Source organism: Vibrio tritonius, from assembly GCF_001547935.1.
GTDB lineage: Bacteria > Pseudomonadota > Gammaproteobacteria > Enterobacterales > Vibrionaceae > Vibrio > Vibrio tritonius.
Genome location: NZ_AP014635.1, coordinates 1,073,173 through 1,096,361, shown reverse-complemented (window position 1 = coordinate 1,096,361; position 23,189 = coordinate 1,073,173). Strand labels below are relative to the sequence as shown.

Here is a 23,189-nt window from a genome sequence, read left to right as displayed (position 1 = left end):
AAAAAAGAAGTAGGCTCTATTGTCAATCGTTCTGAAATTGGAAAAAAATACTATTTAACTAACAGATTGATACGGTTTTATTATCAGCGACATGCTCTTTCAACCACTTAACACCATACTCAACCAATGGATGAGTGCGCTCAGAATCCCATACCAACGCCGCCGTTACAATAGATATGGCCTCTTCAAGGGGTACGATTTTGACATTATTCGGTATTACATTAACCATGCTCATAGGAACTAAAGCTACGCCTTGACCACAACTCACATAGGCAATTTGAGCGGTGATAGAGCGCACTTCATAAAGAATGCGAGGGTTGAAACCGTGATTTCGACATGCGGAAGTCAACAAGTCAAAATAGGTGGGATTGACCCGACGTGACGACATAACAAAGGCGTCGTTTTTTAATTCACGAAGAGAAATAGAGCTGACTTCTCCTAAGGCATGATTGGCTGGTAACGCAACACCGAGCTTATCTTCGGTTAAGGGAAGAGAACTTAATCCCATGCCAATATCACCTTCCACTCTCACAAACGCCAGATCCAATTCGCCGGACGATAACGACGTAATCGCCTCAGCGCTATCAATCTCATCGACAAAAATAGTGACATTGGGAAACTGCTGTTTGAAGTGTTCGAGAAAGGCAGGCACAACCTCAAACATCGCGGAGGTAATGGCACCTATATGAAGCACCCCAGATTGCCCATGGGAGACCTCGCGGACCATTTTTTCCAACGAGGACATATGGGCCACAAACTTTTGAACGTGCGGGAATATAGCCTTTCCCGACGCGCTCAGTTTGGTTCCTCGTCGCGAACGCTCAAATAATGTCAGCTTTAGGGACTGCTCTAATATTTTTATTTGCTCAGTTAAAGGAGGCTGAGACATACCAAGGCGCTTTGCCGCACGACCAAAATGCTCCTCTTCTGCAACCGCTAGAAAAAGATAAAGCTGCTTGATTAATCTATAATCGATCTTACTCATGATAAGTCCTTAAAGGCACAACTGAAAGCATACGTTAAAACGAGCCTAGCTAGACCACTAATTCTATTTTCATATCACAGAGATACGAATAACATAATTTAACTATCAGTAAAAGACAGTATATTGCCATTATCAATCACAGATACGAATTTTATATGGACTTATTTACTAGCCGTCGTTTCCCTTTTTTAATCGAAGGTGTTCACCTCAACGTCTCAGCAATAACACGAGAAGGCGATATGGTGAGTTAATGACAAAATTTCTCAACCTGCCCTGCCCTAAGATGTTTATGTATGGTGAGCAAAACCAGCACTTGTCTTACCTGCCCTATATTGAAAACCAAGGGGTAATGTTGGCAAAAATACCGTCCTGTGGACACTTCCCTATGTATTCAAACCCTGTCAGCATGTGGCAAAGCATAACAAAAAATATCGAACGGATAGTTTAAGTATTTATTTCGTCCCACACGATATTATTGATCACATGGGTAAAGTAGATGGTCTATCCTAACTGTATAAATTTTCTTTAAAATTTTATACAAATAAAAAATATACACTATACTGATAAAGTAGCTGCACTGGGGAGGGTAGCTATTTTATCAAAAGACCTGATAGCATTACTCCATTTTGCCCACCATGAGTGGGCTTTTTTCATTATCATTAGAGACATTAAAATGAAGGAAAAATAATAAAATGAGTTATAAGATGGTAAAAGTATTCCTACCCTTATCTTTAGAGTGATATAAGGCGCTGTCCGCTTTCGAGATCAGGCTAGCTTGAGTTTGTTCACTGCCAGAGACATAGGACGAAACTCCGATACTTACCGTAAGCTTTTTATATACACTATCATCGTGCTTTATATTCGACTTAGAAATATTGTCTATAATCGCTTCTGTTAGATTTTCTATATTGCACTCATCTAGATTGTGCGCAATGATACAGAACTCTTCTCCTCCATATCGAAAGGCTTTGCAATTTGCTCTTTTTACCGTATGACTAATAATACCTGATATTTTTATTAAGCACTCATCACCCTTTTGGTGACCATATAAGTCATTGTATTTTTTAAAGAAATCAACATCGATAAAAAGTAGTGTTATCTTAGATATCTTATCGCTTGATTTTTCAAAAAGCTCGGTTAAATGCTTATTAAAATAGCGTCTATTAGGAATATTGGTTAATTCATCGGTTAAGGCGATCTTAGATAGTTTCTTTGATTTACTAGAAAAAAACTCTTCTCTCACCATTACAGATGTTACGTCTGAAATTTGCAACATACAGTAACTTTCATCTTCTTGATAAAAAGGCGTTATTTTTATATAAGGAATGATTTTAACTTTGGATTCGTTACTTAACTTTACTAAAGGGATCGGATATTTATTTAATATTGGAGTAATCACAGAAGGAAGGTTATGAGTCAAACAGGTATTTATAGCATCATTTAATCTTTTACTTAAAAGCTCTTTAGGAAAGAGTTCATAAAGATTACTATACTCCTCTCTTTCTGTCCTCTTTTTTATCCACTGATTAACATAGACTAAACTTAGATTTTTATCGACGACCATAACTCCCGTATCTAGTCCATCTAAAATATCATCCAAAATCATAAAACTCTCACATATTTTCAATAAAATCATCCAAAGCAATCTTCAAGTTCATCGTAGAATCAACACTGATGATAAAAACAACAAAACTCTCTATATCATAATCTTCTAATGACATTTTTATTTGAATCAATAATACATCTTGGTCGGGATTGTTAGGTTTAGATAGATCTTCAGCGGTCAATAGGCTCAACGTTGGCAAACCACACTCAAAATTAATTTTTAAAAGATCCGCAAGTGTTGAAAAACACGTATTAAGAATGATATTTCCAATTTCGTTTAGCGCATCCTGTTCAAACTCAGATATTTCCTCTGAACTAAAATCCGTTTTAAGCATCAATTTGATAACATCGAATGCATTATTCTCTGGAAAAATAAGAAAAGCCAGACCATTAAGTTTCCCATCGAAGTTTTGTGAAATGGCCGTTAATTTTCCACGCTCAAAGGAGAGTAGCTTGTGAAGCCTATCAACAGAGCTCAAATTTACAAAAGGCACACTCAAGACAACATCTTCATCAGTTAAATCGCTTAATGTTGAAGCTGCATACCCCACACTGATGTTGAACAGCTCCGCTAAGGCATCTAATTCTAGTGCATCAAATGTCACTTTGTTCTTAGTCACTATAAACCCTCCAACATTTGAATAACACTATCATTGGTTATTGGTTTCTTATAAAAACTAGCGCCTAAAGACTCAGCTTTCTCTCTACTAGAAGATTGGATATTGGCACTTAAAATCATAACCGGAATATTAGGTGCAATTTCCCTTATGATTGAGGTTGCTTCAAAGCCATCCATCACTGGCATGTTTACATCCATAATAACCAGATCGATACTTTCTTGAGTAAAAAGCTCTGTCGCTTCTTGCCCATTTTCGCCCTCGATAAAAGTACAATCTTCCCTAACACCTAACACTGTTCTTTTGGTCATCATTCTTGATACTTTACTATCATCCACAATTAGAATATTCAGACTCATAATAAAATTCTCCTATCTGGTGATAAAGTGTAGTTGATTTTCATTAGCATCGTGATTTTTGAAAAATAAAGTATCACATAGGATCCGTTTTAATTATTTCATTCAATAAGTTAGTAACATTATCTCCAGATATTAACCCGTTAGAAATATACTGGCTAAACTCCGTGGCTCCACCATTTAACACTACCGATTGAGAATGTTCATCATTGCTCACTGTTAATTCAATTTCAGTGCCATTAACATTAAGATCAATGTGGCTCAACAAGTCATCTAGTGAGCTAAACTCATCATTTTGAAGTAGATCAGACATATCGATCTTATCTCCCAAATGGAAATCTGTGATGATATCGACTTCATCTGCAATGTGATCGAAAACGAATAGGTCGTTTCCTTCTCCCCCTGTTAAAATGTCGTTGCCGGCACCACCAATAAGTATATCGTCTCCTCCTTGGCCATATAAGATATCGTCACCATCACCACCATCAATGGTATCGTTACCGCCGTTTACATCACCGTCAACATTTAGTGATTCATGATTTTCGCTAATGTAGTCATATATTTCTCTTTCCGATGGTTCATATCCATTTTTAAGCTCTAAGAAAGTCACTAACGCGGAGTACCCCGCGCCACTTTCGAGATCACTCGGTTTATCCGGATTACCATCGACTCCCCAAGGCAGATTATCGGTGTTAATGCTGTCACCATACAAAATATCAGCACCTGCACCGCCGGAAACAGTGTCATCTCCCATACTATCGACTTCTGTAACACTGGTTTCCCCTTGCAAAGCTGCTTCAATTCCGACGCTGGTTGTTACAATTTGCGCACTACCTGTTGGTGCATTAATGGTTGTTGTGAGCTCAATGTCCTGAACTTCTACATAACTATCCACCAGTAAAGAAGTGGTAAAGTTTGCATCAAAACTAATCCCTAGGTAATAGTCTCCGGCATCTATATTAGGAATCGTCACAGTACCACCGGTGGAAGACGAGCCAGATGAGACTAACTGATTACTTGCATTGTAAAGGCCCCAACCAAACGTTCCGTTTACAACGCTAACATCAAAGCTAATTGATGCCCCATTAACCGCTATATTCTGACTATTGGATTGATAGTAAATCACGTTATTATCAAACAGCAGATCGCTATCACTGAGTTTTAACGTGCCTTGATTAGTAATTTGCGCAGAGCTTGAGGAATCATATTGAATATACCCACCTTCCGCATCCACGCTAAAATCGATGAGTTTTTCAGTAACAACAATGGACTGATCACCTTGGTAGGAAGTGTTATCAAAAAATGCGAGTGCATCCACCGACACATCGGCACCGACGCCCACAGCGACAACGGACGATTTCGTACTCAACTCGGCAAATTTTGAGAGTGAATCTTTGAGTGTATACGTACCTGTTTCACCATCAGTAATAAAATAGGTCAGGTTTTCATAACCGTTACTCAAACTATCGAACCACGAATTGGCATCCTCAAAAGCCACAGAAAAGTCTGTAGCCCCTTCGGCGATGAGTTGATCATTGATGTTAGCCAAAAGATCAGTGTAACCCTGTGTACCAGCGGTTAAATCATCAACGGCAAAAGAAACTTCAATTAAATTGTCAAAACTAATGAGCTTAAGATTGACAATGCCGTCATGGTCAGCCAATTCGGCAGAGAGATCAGTCAACGCATTTTTCACCAGATCTAAACGCGTGATGCTACTACCATCTACATCAACAAGAGTCGAGTTCATACTTCCAGAGGTATCAACAATTAAAGCAATGTTGTAGTTGCTACCTGGTTGAACATGCGTAGTGTATCCCCCAACATCGCCCATGATAATATCGTTACCACTACCACCAGTTACACTATTGTTACCGTTTTGGTCAGACTCCGGCAGCACCACCCGACCAGTGTCGGCCGATGAGTAATTCGGTAAATCTAGAGCATTACCTGCTTCGTCTACTTCTTGGGAACCGACGGTGACTGTCAGGTTTGGTTTCGAACCAGCTGGGACCTCAACCTTAACGGTTGTTTGTCCTGTTTGGGAAAGTAATTCGGCATCCAGGCGCCAACGGCCATCCCCGAGGTCTTCCGCTCCCGCAATAGTACTCCCACTAGGCACGTTAGATACAATGATATCTACAAAGGCTTCACTGCCATCGTTGTCTAGTTGAGAAGCTGAAATATCAAGTTCGTAGAATTCCGTAACACGCACCAAACTGCCGTCAACTAAGCTGAATTTCCCGTCATTCAAGATAAGACTATCAACGCCATAAAAGTCGTAGTAGTTGCCTGTAGCCTCATGATAAAGGCTGAAATCAGCAGTCAATGCTAGCGTATTAAGCCCTGCAGGAATGAATTGAAAGTCCGATAGTGAAGCTGGTAGCACTGCGATATCTGAATTACCATCGCCAGTAATTGCCAAACTACTATTTAAATCCGTTGCTAAGAAGAAATCACTACCGCTTCCATCATTAAACTTCAGCAAGCTTGCAGATACCGATACACCAAGCAGTGTATCAAGCAGACTGCCTGATAACGACACATTGGCGTCTAGCTCTAAACTAAATGAGACCCCGAATTCATCAGACGTTACTGCGTTAATGATGTTATCAACATAACTTCCTGAACTTGTCAGATTAGCCTCAACGGTAACCGCATCAGATAAAGGTGCGACATGAATTGTTACTGTTGCTTGATCAGATAGGCCATCATTATCAACGACAGTATAAGTGAACGTAGCATCTCCACTAAAACCTTGTGCAGGTGTGTACGAAATAGACCCATCGTTGTTTAAAGTGACAGAGCCAGAAGATGGATTTCCGACTGCGGTAATCGACACTAATGAACCGTCAAAGTCATTATCGTTAGCTAATAATGTACTCGCAGCGATATTCAAACTGCTATCTTGTGTGGTTGTTAACTCGTCAGAAAGAATTGGCGCATCTAACAGCTGAGCAAACTCTCCGACTAAAGTGCCGTTTTCATAACGCCCTAATTCCACCTCTAGTATCGCTTGGTTTCCCTGATCCCAATAAGCGATTTCAACACTATGGTAACCATCACTATCTAAGCTAAATGTCGGGTGAACCTGAGTACTGCTGGAATCATTGCCCTCATGTTGCGCGACAATTTGGCCGTCAACTAAGATGTAATAGCCATCATCTGCACTAACTTGCAGCGCGTAGTCACCAGCGCTGAGGTAAACCGCACCCGAGAGAGAAATTACGGCATCAGTCGTTCCCTCTGGAATTGCCCCAACAATACTCGTTGAATCTGCACCTAAAAAGCTTTCCAGTTGAGCCGTTGAAGTAATACCTTCCGTGCCAGATGTGAGTGAATAATCTATCGAAGTGGAATTAAACGTCACATTAGCTGATTGGGTATTAATAACTTGTAAGGCATCAGCAACTGTATCTATTCCCCCTAAGCTACCTGTCGTTTCATTGTAGGCAAAATATCGACCTGTGAAATGTTGAATCGGGCTCGCTACATCATCTGCAGCCAGGGGACCTAACAGATATTCACCATTTTGACTCGTTGTAGCTGAGTATTGGTTTCCAGCATCGTCAACCCCTGTAATATTCGCTTGAATAACAAAATCGCTATCTTGAGATAATTCACTTCCAGGCACATCAATATTGTAAATTAGACCTGTAACATTATCGCTAATGACAGAACCTTGATAATTCTGACCGTTCACAGTTAAGGTGACTGTATCACCGACCTTAGCATCCCCTTCTACACGACCAGTCACTGTCACTGTGCCGGTAATCTCATCGGCCAACAAAATATTATCTTCAGCAATACTATCGATGGTAATGGACGCTGTAGCAACCGTGTCTAACACCGCAACTTTGTTACCAGTCGCACTATTGCCAGCTACGTCAAAGACGGTTGCTGCGACAGAAATCGTTCCATCGGTAAGGTTAGAAAGATCGGCATCAACACTGAACACGCCGTTTTGCACCGTGGCTTGAACGGTGACCGATTGATTATTGCTGTCGGTTACTACTAGGGAAACCGTTTGGCCATTTTCAACATTGGAAACACTGCCGCTTAAGGTCACAGCCGTTGCTTCATCGGCGCTGATATTGCCATCGCCGACCGCATCCACAGACACGGTTGGCAGATCGGCATTATCAGCATCCAAGATCGCCGTTGCTGTGTCAGTCGCACTGTTACCCGCCGCATCAGCTACAGTCGCTTCGACCGAAATCGTGCCATCGGCAAGGTTAGATAGGTCGGCATCAACACTGAATACGCCATTTTGTACGGTCGCTTGGACAGTCACTGATTGGTTATTGCTATCCGTGACCACTAGGGAAACGGTTTGACCATCTTCAACATTGGTTACGCTACCGCTTAAGGTGACAGCCGCCGCTTCATCGGCGCTGATATTGCCATCACCGACCGCATCCACCGACACGGTTGGGAGATCGGCATTATCGGCATCTAAGATCGCCGTTGCTGTGTCAGTCGCACTGTTACCCGCCGCATCAGCTACAGTCGCTTCGACCGAAATGGTGCCGTCTGCTAGGTTAGATAGGTCGGCATCAACGCTATAAGCACCGTTTTGTACCGTGGCTTGAACGGTGACCGATTGATTATTGCTGTCGGTTACTACTAGGGAAACCGTTTGGCCGTCTTCAACATTCGAAACACTGCCACTTAAAGTGACAGCCTGAGCTTCATCAGCGCTAATATTGCCATCGCCGACCGCATCCACAGACACGGTTGGCAGATCAGCATTGTCTGCATCTAAGGTCGCTGTTGCTGTATCAGTTGCGCTATTGCCAGCTACATCAGAAACCGTTGCTGCGACGGAAATGGTGCCATCAGCAAGGTTAGATAGGTCGGCATCAACGCTATAAGCACCGTTTTGTACCGTGGCTTGAACAGTGACCGATTGGTTATTGCCATCAGTCACTACTAGGGAAACGGTTTGGCCGTCTTCAACATTAGAAACGCTGCCGCTTAAGGTGACAGCGGTTGCTTCATCGGCGCTGATATTACCATCGCCCACTGCATCCACAGACACGGTTGGCAGATCGGTGTTGTCGGCATCTAAGATCGCTGTTGCCGTATCGGTGGCACCATTGCCAGCTACGTCAGACACGGTCGCTGCAACTGAAATGGTGCCATCTGCCAATCCGGTTAAATCGGCATCGACGCTAAACACGCCGTTTTGTAATGTCGCTTGAACCGTCACCGATTGGTTATTGCCGTCGGTGACCACCAACTCAACGGTTTGACCGTCTTCTACATTCGAAACGCTACCACTTAAAGTGACAGCGGTTGCTTCATCGGCGCTGATATTGCCATCGCCGACCGCATCCACCGATACAGTTGGCAGATCGGCATTATCGGCATCAAGAACAGCGGTCGCCGTATCAGTCGCACTGTTACCTGCTGTATCAGAGACAGTGGCTTCGACCGAAATCGTGCCATCAGCAAGGTTAGAAAGATCGGCATCAACGCTAAACACGCCATTTTGGACCGTGGCTTGAACGGTGACCGATTGGTTATTGCCATCGGTGACCACTAGGGAAACGGTTTGACCATCTTCGACGTTCGAGACGCTGCCGCTTAAGGTGACTGCCGTTGCTTCATCAGCACTAATATTGCCATCACCGACCGCATCCACTGATACGGTTGGGAGATCGGTATTATCCGCATCAAGAATCGCTGTCGCCGTATCAGTCGCACTGTTGCCTGCTACGTCAGACACGGTTGCTGCGACGGAAATCGTGCCGTCTGCTAATCCGGTTAGATCAGCATCAACACTGAACACACCATTTTGCACGGTCGCTTGAACCGTCACCGATTGGTTATTGCCGTCAGTGACCACCAACTCTACTGTTTGCCCATCTTCAACGTTCGAGACACTACCACTTAAAGTGACAGCCGTTGCTTCATCAGCACTAATATTGCCATCGCCCACTGCATCCACAGACACAGTTGGCAGATCCGCATTGTCGGCATCAAGAACCGCTGTCGCCGTATCAGTCGCACTGTTGCCTGCTACGTCAGACACGGTTGCTTCGACGGAAATCGTGCCATCATCCAATCCAGTTAAGTCAGCATTAACACTGAACGCGCCATTTTGCACGGTCGCTTGAACCGTCACCGATTGGTTATTGCCATCGGTGACCACTAGGGAAACGGTTTGACCGTTTTCAACATTGGAGACGCTGCCGCTTAACGTAACAGCCGTTGCTTCATCGGAGCTGATATTGCCATCACCCACTGCATCCACAGACACGGTTGGCAGATCGGCATTATCTGCATCTAAGGTCGCCGTAGCTGAGCCTGTTGCACTATTACCCGCCGCATCAGACACAGTGGCTTCAACGGAAATCGTGCCGTCTGCTAGACCGGTTAAGTCGGCATCAACACTGAACACGCCATTTTGCACCGTAGTTTGAATAGTCACCGATTGGTTATTACCATCGGTGACTACTAGGGAAATGGTTTGGCCATCTTCAACGTTTGAAGCACTACCACTTAAGGTGACAGCCGTTGCTTCATCAGCACTAATATTCCCATCGCCGACCGCATCCACCGATACGGTTGGCAGATCAGCATTATCTGCATCTAAGGTCGCCGTGGCTGAGCCCGTTGCGCTATTGCCCGCCGCATCAGACACGGTCGCTGCAACGGAAATCGTGCCGTCTGCTAATCCGGTTAAATCGGCATCGACGCTAAACACGCCATTTTGCACGGTCGCTTGAACAGTGACCATTTGGTTATTGCCATCAGTGACCACTAGGGAAACCGTTTGGCCGTCTTCAACATTCGAAACGCTGCCGCTTAAGGTGACAGCCGTTGCTTCATCGGCACTGATATTGCTATCGCCGACCGCTTCCACCGATACGGTTGGTAGATCGGCATTGTCGGCGTCCAAGGTCGCCGTTGCTGTGTCAGTTGCGCTGTTACCGGCCGCATCAGAAACCGTTGCCTCAACAGAAATCGTGCCATCAGCAAGGTTAGAAAGATCGGCATCAACACTGTAAGTACCGTTTTGTACCGTGGCTTGAACCGTCACCGATTGGTTATTACCATCGGTGACCACTAGGGAAACGGTTTGGCCATCTTCAACATTCGAAACGCTACCACTTAAAGTGACAGCGGTTGCTTCATCAGCACTGATATTACCATCGCCCACTGCATCCACAGACACGGTTGGCAGATCGGCATTATCGGCATCTAAGGTCGCCGTGGCTGTGTCAGTTGCGCTGTTGCCTGCCGCATCAGAAACCGTTGCTGCGACTGAAATCGTGCCATCAGCAAGGTTAGAAAGATCAGCATCGACACTGAACACGCCGTTTTGCACGAGCGCTTGAACCGTCACGGTTTGGTTAGTGCCATCGGTGACCACTAGGGAAACGGTTTGGCCGTTTTCAACGTTTGAGACGCTGCCGCTTAAGGTGACAGCGGTTGCTTCATCAGCACTAATATTGCCATCACCGACCGCATCCACTGATACGGTTGGGAGATCGGTATTATCCGCATCAAGAATCGCTGTCGCCGTATCAGTCGCACTGTTGCCTGCTACGTCAGACACGGTTGCTGCGACGGAAATCGTGCCATCAGCAAGGTTAGAAAGATCGGCATCAACGCTAAACACGCCATTTTGGACCGTGGCTTGAACGGTGACCGATTGGTTATTGCCACCGGTGACCACTAGGGAAACGGTTTGACCATCTTCGACGTTCGAGACGCTGCCGCTTAAGGTGACTGCCGTTGCTTCATCAGCACTAATATTGCCATCACCGACTGCATCCACAGACACAGTTGGCAGATCGGCATTGTCGGCATCAAGAACAGCGGTCGCCGTATCGCTAGCACTGTTACCTGCTGTATCAGAAACCGTGGCTTCGACCGAAATCGTGCCATCAGCCAACCCGGTTAGATCAGCATCAACACTGAATGCGCCGTTTTGCACGGTCGCTTGAACCGTCACCGATTGGTTATTGCTGTCCGTTACCACCAACTCAACGGTTTGGCCGTCTTCAACATTGGAAACACTGCCGCTTAAGGTGACAGCCGTTGCTTCATCGGCACTGATATTGCCATCACCGACCGCATCAACAGATACGGTTGGCAGATCAGCATTGTCGGCATCTAAAGTCGCTGTCGCCGTATCAGTTGCGCTGTTGCCTGCTATGTCAGCAACCGTTGCTTCGACGGAAATCGTGCCGTCAGCCAATCCAGTTAAATCAGCATTAACACTGAACGCGCCGTTTTGCACCGTAGTTTGAACAGTGACCGATTGGTTATTGCTGTCCGTTACCACTAACTCAACGGTTTGACCATCTTCGACATTGGAGACACTGCCGCTTAAGGTGACAGCCGTTGCTTCATCAGCGCTGATATTGCCATCACCCACCGCATCCACAGACACGGTTGGAAGATCGGCATTATCCGCATCAAGAATCGCTGTCGCCGTATCAGTGGCACTGTTACCTGCTGCATCAGACACAGTGGCTTCGACCGAAATGGCACCATCAGCAAGGTTAGATAGATCGGCATCAACACTGAACGCGCCATTTTGCACCGAGGCTTGAACAGTCACGGTTTGGTTAGTGCCATCGGTCACCACCAACTCTACTGTTTGGCCATCTTCAACGTTTGAAGCACTACCACTTAAGGTGACAGCGGTTGCTTCATCAGCACTAATATTGCCATCACCGACCGCATCAACAGATACGGTTGGCAGATCGGCATTATCTGCATCTAAGGTCGCTGTTGCTGAGCCTGTTGCGCTGTTACCGGCCGCATCAGAAACAGTGGCTTCGACCGAAATCGTACCGTCTGCTAGACCGGTTAAGTCGGCATCAACACTGAACACACCGTTTTGCACCGTGGCTTGAACGGTGACCGATTGGTTATTGCCATCGGTCACTACTAAGGAAACGGTTTGGCCATCTTCGACATTCGAAACACTGCCACTTAAAGTGACAGCCTGAGCTTCATCAGCGCTAATATTGCCATCGCCCACCGTATCCACAGAAACGGTTGGGAGATCAGCATTGTCTGCATCTAAGATCGCCGTTGCTGTATCGGTAGCAGTGTTACCTGCTGCATCAGAAACCGTGGCTTCGACCGAAATCGTACCGTCCGCCAATCCAGTTAAATCGGCATCGACACTGTAAGTACCGTTTTGCACAGTCGCTTGAACGGTGACCGATTGGTTATTGCCATCAGTGACCACTAGGGAAACCGTTTGGCCATCTTCAACATTCGAGACGCTGCCGCTTAAGGTGACGTTAGCTGCTTCATCGGCACTAATATTGCCATCACCCACCGCATCCACAGACACGGTTGGGAGATCAGCGTTATCGGCATCAAGAACTGCAGTAGCGGTATCAGTGGCACTATTGCCTGCTGCATCAGACACGGTTGCTTCGACGGAAATCGTGCCATCAGCCAAGCCAGTTAAATCGGCATCGACGCTAAACACACCGTTTTGCACCGTGGCTTGAACGGTGACCGATTGGTTATTGCCATCGGTCACTACTAAGGAAACGGTTTGGCCATCTTCGACATTCGAAACACTGCCACTTAAAGTGACAGCCTGAGCTTCATCAGCGCTAATATTGCCATCGCCCACCGTATCCACAGAAACGGTTGGGAGATCAGCATTGTCTGCATCTAAGATCGCCGTTGCTGTATCGGTAGCAGTGTTACCTGCTGCATCAGAAACCGTGGCTTCGACCGAAATCGTACCGTCCGCCAATCCAGTTAAATCGGCATCGACACTGTAAGTACCGTTTTGCACAGTCGCTTGAACGGTGACCGATTGGTTATTGCCATCAGTGACCACTAGGGAAACCGTTTGGCCATCTTCAACATTCGAGACGCTGCCGCTTAAGGTGACGTTAGCTGCTTCATCGGCGCTGATATTACCATCGCCCACTGCATCCACAGACACGGTTGGGAGATCGGCATTGTCTGCATCTAAGATCGCCGTTGCTGAATCGGTAGCAGTGTTACCTGCTGCATCAGAAACCGTCGCTGCGACCGAAATCGTGCCGTCTGCTAATCCGGTTAAATCGGCATCGACACTGAACACGCTATTTTGCACCGTAGCTTGAACGGTGACCGTTTGGTTATTGCCATCGGTGACTACTAAGGAAACGGTTTGACCGTCTTCGACATTCGCTACACTGCCGCTTAACGTGACAGCCGCCGCTTCATCGGCACTGATATTGCCATCACCGACAGCATCCACAGTGACAGTGGGTAGATCGGCATTGTCTGCATCAAGAACCGCTATTGCGGTATCAGTGGCACTGTTACCTGCTGCATCAGAGACAGTAGCTTCGACCGAAATCGTACCGTCCGCCAATCCAGTTAAATCGGCATCAACGCTAAACGCGCCGTTTTGTACGAGCGCTTGAACGGTGACCGATTGGTTATTGCCATCGGTCACCACTAGAGAAACGGTTTGTCCGTCTTCAACATTGGAGACACTGCCGCTTAACGTGACAACCGTTGCTTCATCGGCGCTGATATTACCATCACCGACTGCATCCACCGATACAGTTGGCAGATCGGCATTATCGGCATCTAAGGTCGCCGTGGCTGAGCCCGTTGCGCTATTGCCCGCCGCATCAGAAACCGTCGCTTCGACCGAAATCGTGCCATCTGCTAATCCGGTTAAATCGGCATCGACGCTAAACACGCCATTTTGCACCGTAGCTTGAACGGTGACCGATTGGTTATTACCATCAGTCACTACTAGGGAAACAGTTTGGCCGTCTTCAACGTTTGAGACGCTGCCGCTTAAGGTCACAGCCGTTGCTTCATCGGCGCTAATGTTGCCATCACCGACCGCGTCCACCGATACGGTTGGCAAATCGGCGTTGTCGGCATCAAGAATAGCTGTCTCCGTATCTGTCGCTCTGTTACCCGCCACATCAGAGACAGTGGCTTCGACAGAAATCGTGCCGTCTGCTAGGTTAGATAGATCGGCATCAACGCTGAACGCGCCATTTTGCACTGTCGCTTGGACAGTGACCGACTGGTTATTACCATCGGTGACCACTAGGGAAACGGTTTGGCCGTCTTCAACATTGGAAACACTGCCGCTTAAGGTGACAGCCGCCGCTTCATCGGCGCTGATATTGCCATCGCCGACCGCGTCCACCGATACAGTTGGCAGATCAGCATTATCTGCATCTAAGGTCGCCGTTGCTGTATCGGTAGCAGTGTTACCTGCTGGATCAGAAACCGTAGCTTCGACCGAAATGGTTCCGTCCACCAAGCTAGTTAAATCGGCATCAACGCTGAACGCGCCGTTTTGTACGGTCGCTTGGACAGTGACCGACAGGTTATTACCATCGGTGACCACTAACTCAACGGTTTGACCGTTTTCAACGTTCGAGACGCTACCGCTTAAAGTGACAGCCGCCGCTTCATCGGCGCTGATATTACCATCACCCACCGCATCCACCGATACGGTTGGGAGATCGACATTGTCCGCATCTAAGGTCGCCGTTGCTGTATCGGTAGCACCATTGCCTGCTATGTCAGACACGGTTGCTTCGACGGAAATCGTGCCGTCAGCCAATCCAGTTAAATCAGCATCGACGCTAAACACGCCGTTTTGCACCGTGGCTTGAATAGTCACCGATTGGTTAGTGCTGTCAGTAACCACCAACTCAACGGTTTGGCCATCTTCAACATTCGAGACGCTACCGCTTAAAGTGACAGCGGTTGCTTCATCGGCGCTGATGTTGCCATCGCCGACCGCATCCACCGATACGGTTGGGAGATCGACATTGTCCGCATCTAAGGTCGCCGTTGCTGTATCGGTAGCACCATTGCCTGCTATGTCAGACACGGTTGCTTCGACGGAAATCGTGCCGTCTGCTAATCCGGTTAAATCGGCATCAACGCTAAACACGCCATTTTGGACCGTGGCTTGAACGGTGACCGATTGGTTATTACCATCGGTGACCACTAGGGAAACTATTTGACCATCTTCAACATTGGAGACGCTACCGCTTAAAGTGACAGCGGTTGCTTCATCGGCACTAATATTACCATCGCCGACCGCGTCCACAGACACGGTTGGCAAATCGGCGTTGTCGGCATCAAGAACAGCGGTCGCCGTATCGGTAGCACTGTTACCTGCTGTATCAACAACCGTTGCTTCAACCGAAATCGTGCCGTCAACCAATCCCGTTAAATCAGCATCGACGCTAAACACGCCGTTTTGCACCGTAGTTTGAATAGTCACCGACTGGTTATTGCCGTCGGTCACTACTAGAGAAACGGTTTGACCATCTTCGACATTGGTTACGCTACCGCTTAAGGTGACAGCGGTTGCTTCATCGGCGCTGATATTACCATCGCCCACTGCATCCACAGACACGGTTGGGAGATCGGCATTGTCTGCATCTAAGATCGCCGTTGCTGAATCGGTAGCAGTGTTACCTGCTGCATCAGAAACCGTAGCTTCGACCGAAATCGTGCCGTCTGCTAATCCGGTTAAATCGGCATCGACACTGAACACGCTATTTTGCACCGTAGCTTGAACGGTGACCGTTTGGTTATTGCCATCGGTGACCACCAACTCAACGGTTTGGCCGTCTTCGACATTCGCTACACTGCCGCTTAACGTGACAGCCGTTGCTTCATCGGCGCTAATGTTGCCATCACCGACCGCATCCACAGACACAGTTGGCAGATCGGCATTGTCTGCATCTAAGGTCGCCGTGGCTGTGTCAGTTGCGCTATTGCCTGCTACGTCAGACACGGTCGCTTCAACGGAAATGGTGCCATCAGCCAACCCGGTTAAATCGGCATCAACACTGAACACACCGTTTTGTACGGTCGCTTGCACGGTGACCGTTTGGTTATTGCCATCGGTCACTACTAGAGAAACGGTTTGACCGTTTTCAACGTTTGAGACGCTGCCGCTTAAGGTGACAGCCGTTGCTTCATCGGCGCTGATATTACCATCACCCACCGCATCCACCGATACGGTTGGCAGATCGGCATTATCTGCATCTAAGGTCGCTGTTGCTGTATCAGTTGCGCTATTGCCAGCTACGTCAGACACGGTCGCTGAAACTGAAATCGTGCCGTCTGCTAGACCGGTTAAGTCGGCATCAACACTGAATACGCCATTTTGTACGGTCGCTTGAACAGTCACCGATTGGTTATTGCCATCAGTGACCACTAGGGAAACCGTTTGGCCGTCTTCAACATTCGAAACGCTGCCGCTTAAGGTCACAGCCGTTGCTTCATCGGCGCTGATATTACCATCGCCCACTGCATCCACCGATACGGTTGGGAGATCGGCATTGTCTGCATCTAAGGTCGCCGTAGCTGAGCCTGTTGCACTGTTACCGGCCGCATCAGAGACAGTAGCTTCGACCGAAATCGTACCGTCTACTAGGTTAGATAGGTCAACATCAACACTAAATTCGCCATTTTGCACGGTCGCTTGAACCGTCACCAATTGGTTAGTGCTGTCAGTAACCACCAACTCTACTGTTTGCCCGTCTTCAACATTCGAGACGCTGCCGCTTAAGGTGACAGCGGTTGCTTCATCGGCGCTGATATTGCCATCACCCACCGCATCCACAGACACGGTTGGCAGATCAGCATTATCTGCATCTAAGGTCGCCGTGGCTGAGCCCGTTGCGCTATTGCCCGCCGCATCAGACACGGTCGCTGCAACGGAAATCGTACCGTCCGCCAATCCAGTTAAATCGGCATCGACGCTAAACACGCCGTTTTGCACGGTCGCTTGAACCGTCACCGATTGGTTATTGCTGTCCGTAACCACCAACTCTACTGTTTGCCCGTCTTCGACATTGGAGACACTACCACTTAAAGTGACAGCCGCCGCTTCATCGGCACTGATATTGCCATCGCCGACCGCATCCACAGACACGGTTGGGAGATCAGCATTGTCGGCATCTAAAGTCGCTGTCGCCGTATCAGTTGCGCTGTTGCCTGCTATGTCAGCAACCGTTGCTGCGACGGAAATCGTGCCGTCAGCCAATCCAGTTAAATCAGCATCGACGCTAAACACGCCGTTTTGCACCGTGGCTTGAATAGTCACCGATTGGTTATTGCCATCGGTCACTACTAAGGAAACGGTTTGACCGTTTTCAACATTCGAGACGCTACCGCTTAAGGTCACAGCCGTTGCTTCATCGGCGCTGATATTGCCATCACCCACCGCATCCACCGATACGGTTGGCAGATCGGTGTTGTCGGCATCTAAGATCGCTGTTGCCGTATCGGTGGCACCATTGCCAGCTACGTCAGACACGGTCGCTGAAACTGAAATCGTGCCGTCTGCTAGACCGGTTAAGTCGGCATCAACACTGAATACGCCATTTTGTACGGTTGCTTGAACAGTCACCGATTGGTTATTGCCATCAGTGACCACTAAGGAAACCGTTTGGCCGTCTTCAACATTCGAAACGCTGCCGCTTAAGGTCACAGCCGCCGCTTCATCAGCACTGATATTACCATCGCTGACCGCATCCACAGACACGGTTGGGAGATCAGCGTTATCGGCATCAAGAACTGCAGTCGCGGTATCAGTGGCGCTATTGCCTGCTGCATCAGACACGGTTGCTTCGACGGAAATCGTGCCATCAGCCAAGCCAGTTAAATCGGCATCGACGCTAAACACGCCGTTTTGCACGAGCGCTTGAACGGTGACCGATTGGTTAGTGCTGTCCGTTACCACCAACTCAACGGTTTGACCATCTTCGACATTAGAAACGCTACCACTCAAGGTGACAGCGGTTGCTTCATCGGCGCTGATATTGCCATCACCCACCGCATCCACAGATACGGTTGGGAGATCGGCATTGTCGGCATCAAGAACTGCAGTAGCGGTATCAGTGGCACTGTTACCTGCTGCATCAGAGACAGTAGCTTCAACCGAAATCGTACCGTCAGCCAATCCAGTTAAATCGGCATCAATACTGAACACACCGTTTTGCACGGTCGCTTGAACAGTCACCGATTGGTTATTGCCGTCGGTGACCACCAACTCAACGGTTTGACCGTCTTCTACATTCGAAACGCTACCACTTAAAGTGACAGCCGTCGCTTCATCGGCGCTGATATTGCCATCGCCGACCGTATCCACCGTGACGGTGGGTAGATCAGCGTTGTCCGCATCTAAGATTGCAGTTGCCGAGCCTGTCGCACTATTGCCTGCTGTATCAGAAACCGTCGCTACAACCGAAATAGTGCCATCAGCAAGGTCAGAAAGATCGGCATCAACGCTATAAGTACCATTTTGTACCGTCGCTTGAACCGTGACCGTTTGGTTGTTGCCATCAGTAACCACTAACTCAACCGTTTGGCCATCTTCGACATTAGAAACACTGCCGCTTAACGTGACAGCCACTGATTCATCGACGCTGATATTGCCATCACCGATGGCATCCACCGATACAGATGGTAGATCGGCATTGTCGGCATCTAAGATCGCTGATGCTGTGTCAGTCGCACTATTGCCTGCAGTATCAGAGACGGTCGCTGCAACTGAAATGGTGCCGTCTGCCAATCCGGTTAAATCGGCATCGACACTGAACACGCCGTTTTGCACCGTGGCTAGAACCGTCACAGATTGGTTATTGCCATCAGTGACCACCAACTCAACAACTTGACCATCTTCGACATTAGAAACACCGCCACTTAAGGTCACAGCCGTTGCTTCATCAGCGCTGATATTGCCATCACCCACCGCATCCACCGATACGGTTGGCAGATCGGTGTTGTCGGCATCTAAGATCGCTGTTGCCGTATCGGTGGCACCATTGCCAGCTACGTCAGACACGGTCGCTGAAACTGAAATCGTGCCGTCTGCTAGACCGGTTAAGTCGGCATCAACACTGAATACGCCATTTTGTACGGTTGCTTGAACAGTCACCGATTGGTTATTGCCATCAGTGACCACTAAGGAAACCGTTTGGCCGTCTTCAACATTCGAAACGCTGCCGCTTAAGGTCACAGCCGCCGCTTCATCAGCACTGATATTACCATCGCTGACCGCATCCACAGACACGGTTGGGAGATCAGCGTTATCGGCATCAAGAACTGCAGTAGCGGTATCAGTGGCGCTATTGCCTGCTGCATCAGACACGGTTGCTTCGACGGAAATCGTGCCATCAGCCAAGCCAGTTAAATCGGCATCGACGCTAAACACGCCGTTTTGCACGAGCGCTTGAACGGTGACCGATTGGTTAGTGCTGTCCGTTACCACCAACTCAACGGTTTGACCATCTTCGACATTAGAAACGCTACCACTCAAGGTGACAGCGGTTGCTTCATCGGCGCTGATATTGCCATCACCCACCGCATCCACAGATACGGTTGGGAGATCGGCATTGTCGGCATCAAGAACTGCAGTAGCGGTATCAGTGGCACTGTTACCTGCTGCATCAGAGACAGTAGCTTCAACCGAAATCGTACCGTCAGCCAATCCAGTTAAATCGGCATCAATACTGAACACACCGTTTTGCACGGTCGCTTGAACAGTCACCGATTGGTTATTGCTGTCCGTTACCACCAACTCAACGGTTTGGCCGTCTTCAACATTAGAAACGCTGCCGCTTAAGGTCACAGTCGTTGCTTCATCGGCGCTGATATTCCCATCGCCGACCGCATCCACCGATACGGTTGGCAGATCAGCATTATCTGCATCTAAGGTCGCCGTGGCTGAGCCCGTTGCGCTATTGCCCGCCGCATCAGACACGGTCGCCGCAACGGAAATCGTGCCGTCTGCTAATCCGGTTAAATCGGCATCGACACTGAACACGCCGTTTTGCACCGTGGCTAGAACCGTCACAGATTGGTTATTGCCATCAGTGACCACCAACTCAACAACTTGACCATCTTCGACATTAGAAACACCGCCACTTAAGGTCACAGCCGTTGCTTCATCAGCACTGATATTGCCATCGCCTACGGTATCAACCGTGATGGTTGGCAAGTCCGCGTTATCTGCATCCAAGATCGCTGTTGCTGTGGCGGAAGTACTGTTACCTGCGAGGTTCGACACTGCAGCTTGAACTGTAATACTTCCATCAACTAAATTCGTCAGATCCGCATTTACATCATAAGAGCCATTTTCAATAGTGGCTTGTACCGTCACCGATTGATTATTGCTATCGGTAACAATCAAAGTAACTATTTGCCCACTTTCTACATTGGTCACGTTGCCGCTTAGAGATACAACTGATGCTTCATCGGCACTGATATTACCATCACCGACCGACTCAATAGTTATTGTTGGCAAACCAGAATAATCTGCGTCTAGAGTAGCCGTCTCAGAGTCTACCGCACTATTACCGGCTTGATCAGAAACCGTAGCCTCGACAGAAATCGTTCCATCGGTAAACCCCGTCAGGTCTGTATCAACACTGAATGCACCATTTTGCACGGTCGTTTGCAAGGTGACCGACTGATTATTATCATCAGTCACAACTAAAGAAACGGTTTGACCATCCTCTACATTAGAAACGCTACCATTGATAGTCACTGCTTGAGCTTCATCAGCGCTAATATTGCCATCACCGATGGCATCAATAGTGACTGTTGGTAGATCTAGGTTATCGGCATCTAAGATCGCCGTTGCTGTATCAGTCGCACTATTGCCTGCAGTATCAGAGACGGTCGCTGCAACTGAAATGGTGCCATCTGCCAATCCGGTTAAATCGGCATCGACGCTAAACACGCCGTTTTGTAATGTCGCTTGAACCGTCACCGATTGGTTATTGCCGTCGGTGACCACCAACTCAACGGTTTGACCGTCTTCTACATTCGAAACGCTACCACTTAAAGTGACAGCCGTCGCTTCATCGGCGCTGATATTGCCATCGCCGACCGTATCCACCGTGACGGTGGGTAGATCAGCGTTGTCCGCATCTAAGATTGCAGTTGCCGAGCCTGTCGCACTATTGCCTGCTGTATCAGAAACCGTCGCTACAACCGAAATAGTGCCATCAGCAAGGTCAGAAAGATCGGCATCAACGCTATAAGTACCATTTTGTACCGTCGCTTGAACCGTGACCGTTTGGTTGTTGCCATCAGTAACCACTAACTCAACCGTTTGGCCATCTTCGACATTAGAAACACTGCCGCTTAACGTGACAGCCACTGATTCATCGACGCTGATATTGCCATCACCGATGGCATCCACCGATACAGATGGTAGATCGGCATTGTCGGCATCTAAGATCGCTGATGCTGTGTCAGTCGCACTATTGCCTGCAGTATCAGAGACGGTCGCTGCAACTGAAATGGTGCCGTCTGCCAATCCGGTTAAATCGGCATCGACGCTAAACACGCCGTTTTGCACCGTAGTTTGAACCGTCACCGATTGGTTATTGCTGTCCGTTACCACCAACTCTACTGTTTGCCCATCTTCGACATTGGAGACACTGCCGCTTAAGGTAACGTTAGCCGCTTCATCAGCACTGATATTGCCATCACCCACCGCATCCACGGACACGGTTGGGAGATCGACATTATCTGCATCCAAAATTGCTGTTGCGCTGCCGGAAGCGCTGTTACCAGCTACGTCAGAGACCGTAGCCTCGACAGAAATGGGGCCGTCAGCAAGACCGGTGACATCGGCATCGACACTGAACACACCATTTTGCACCGTGCCTTGGACAGTCACAGTTTGGTTGTTGCTATCGGTCACCACCAGCTCTACAGTTTGGCCATTTTCAACATTAGATACGCTGCCGCTAAGAGTAACCGTTGACGCTTCATCAGAGCTAATATTGCCATCGCCCACATTATCAATGGTCACCGATGGTAAATCGGCACTGTCTGCATCTAACACAGCACTTTCTGTAACTGATGCTTGTAGTCCATCAGAATTAGAGGCTGTGACTTCCACCGTGAGCTCACCATCGATCATCGACGTAAGATCAACAGTTCCGCTAAAAGTACCGTTTTGCACCGGAACTTGTAGGGTAAGGGATTGACCATTCGAATCCGTAATAAGCACAGTGACTAATTGACCATCTTCAATATTAGAAACCGTTCCGCTTACTTCTGTGTCACTGGCTTCATTTGCACTTATCTGTCCATCACCAAAACCGGATAGAACAATAGTGGGAGTCTCTGGAACATCAAGGGGAGGAACTTCTGGCAGCTCAGGGGTAACAGTATTAAACAACGTAACACTTTGTGATTCTGACAATCCCAATCTGTCAAAGCCTAGTGTAGTAAACTCAGTAACAGCAATGGTTTCTGAGGCGTCACGATCGATGGAACCGGAATTAGTAAGAGATGAACCTTGATTTGAACCTGCAGCTGGCGCAAATTCGTCGTCAATTAAAGTCGGATCAATACCTTGTTCCAAAGCTGCAAAAATATCATCAATGTCAGATGTAATATCGACTAGTGCACTGTTTTCGTCTACGAGAGAAACCGCTAAAGAATCAGAAATGTCACCTGTCGGAGTCAGTACAACCGCTCCTTCAGGAAGGCTTTCGCCTATTTCGATAACGAACATATTGCCATCAGCATCAATCGCAATACGCTGATTGTCCGATAGTTCGCTGCCTAAAATAGTTTGATTCAATTTCATAAGGAATCCCTTCTGGACTACACGGATGC

At 47.7% G+C, this 23,189-nt stretch carries 5 protein-coding genes; all 5 read right to left on the bottom strand.

From position 1 onward, the window contains the following. Positions 1-58 precede the first annotated feature (58 nt). Positions 59-985 carry a LysR family transcriptional regulator gene (locus tag JCM16456_RS05015; RefSeq protein ID WP_068712937.1) on the bottom strand — a complete coding sequence of 309 codons (927 nt, stop codon included), beginning with the start codon at positions 983-985 and terminating at the stop codon, positions 59-61. A 697-nt stretch (positions 986-1,682) separates the two neighbouring features. Then, positions 1,683-2,591 (bottom strand): sensor domain-containing diguanylate cyclase, encoded by a 909-nt coding sequence (locus JCM16456_RS05010; protein ID WP_162266525.1) that lies wholly within the window; start codon positions 2,589-2,591, stop codon positions 1,683-1,685. A 7-nt stretch (positions 2,592-2,598) separates the two neighbouring features. Then, on the bottom strand, positions 2,599-3,210 hold the full coding sequence (locus JCM16456_RS05005) for a chemotaxis protein CheX (RefSeq protein WP_068712931.1): 612 nt from the start codon (positions 3,208-3,210) through the stop codon (positions 2,599-2,601). Further along, complete coding sequence (locus JCM16456_RS05000; RefSeq protein ID WP_068712929.1) at positions 3,210-3,566, bottom strand: response regulator; 357 nt, start codon at positions 3,564-3,566, stop codon at positions 3,210-3,212. The genes JCM16456_RS05005 and JCM16456_RS05000 overlap by 1 nt, the downstream gene beginning before the upstream one ends. A 73-nt stretch (positions 3,567-3,639) precedes the next feature. Beyond that, on the bottom strand, positions 3,640-23,160 hold the full coding sequence (locus tag JCM16456_RS04995) for an Ig-like domain-containing protein (protein ID WP_068712927.1): 19,521 nt from the start codon (positions 23,158-23,160) through the stop codon (positions 3,640-3,642). Between the last annotated feature and the right edge of the window lie 29 nt (positions 23,161-23,189).

Coding starts and splice junctions, on each gene's coding strand:
- JCM16456_RS05015 (WP_068712937.1), bottom strand. CDS start 985: ATGAGTAAGATCGATTATAGATTAATCAAGCAGCTTTATCTTTTTCTA.
- JCM16456_RS05010 (WP_162266525.1), bottom strand. CDS start 2,591: ATGATTTTGGATGATATTTTAGATGGACTAGATACGGGAGTTATGGTC.
- JCM16456_RS05000 (WP_068712929.1), bottom strand. CDS start 3,566: ATGAGTCTGAATATTCTAATTGTGGATGATAGTAAAGTATCAAGAATG.
- JCM16456_RS04995 (WP_068712927.1), bottom strand. CDS start 23,160: ATGAAATTGAATCAAACTATTTTAGGCAGCGAACTATCGGACAATCAG.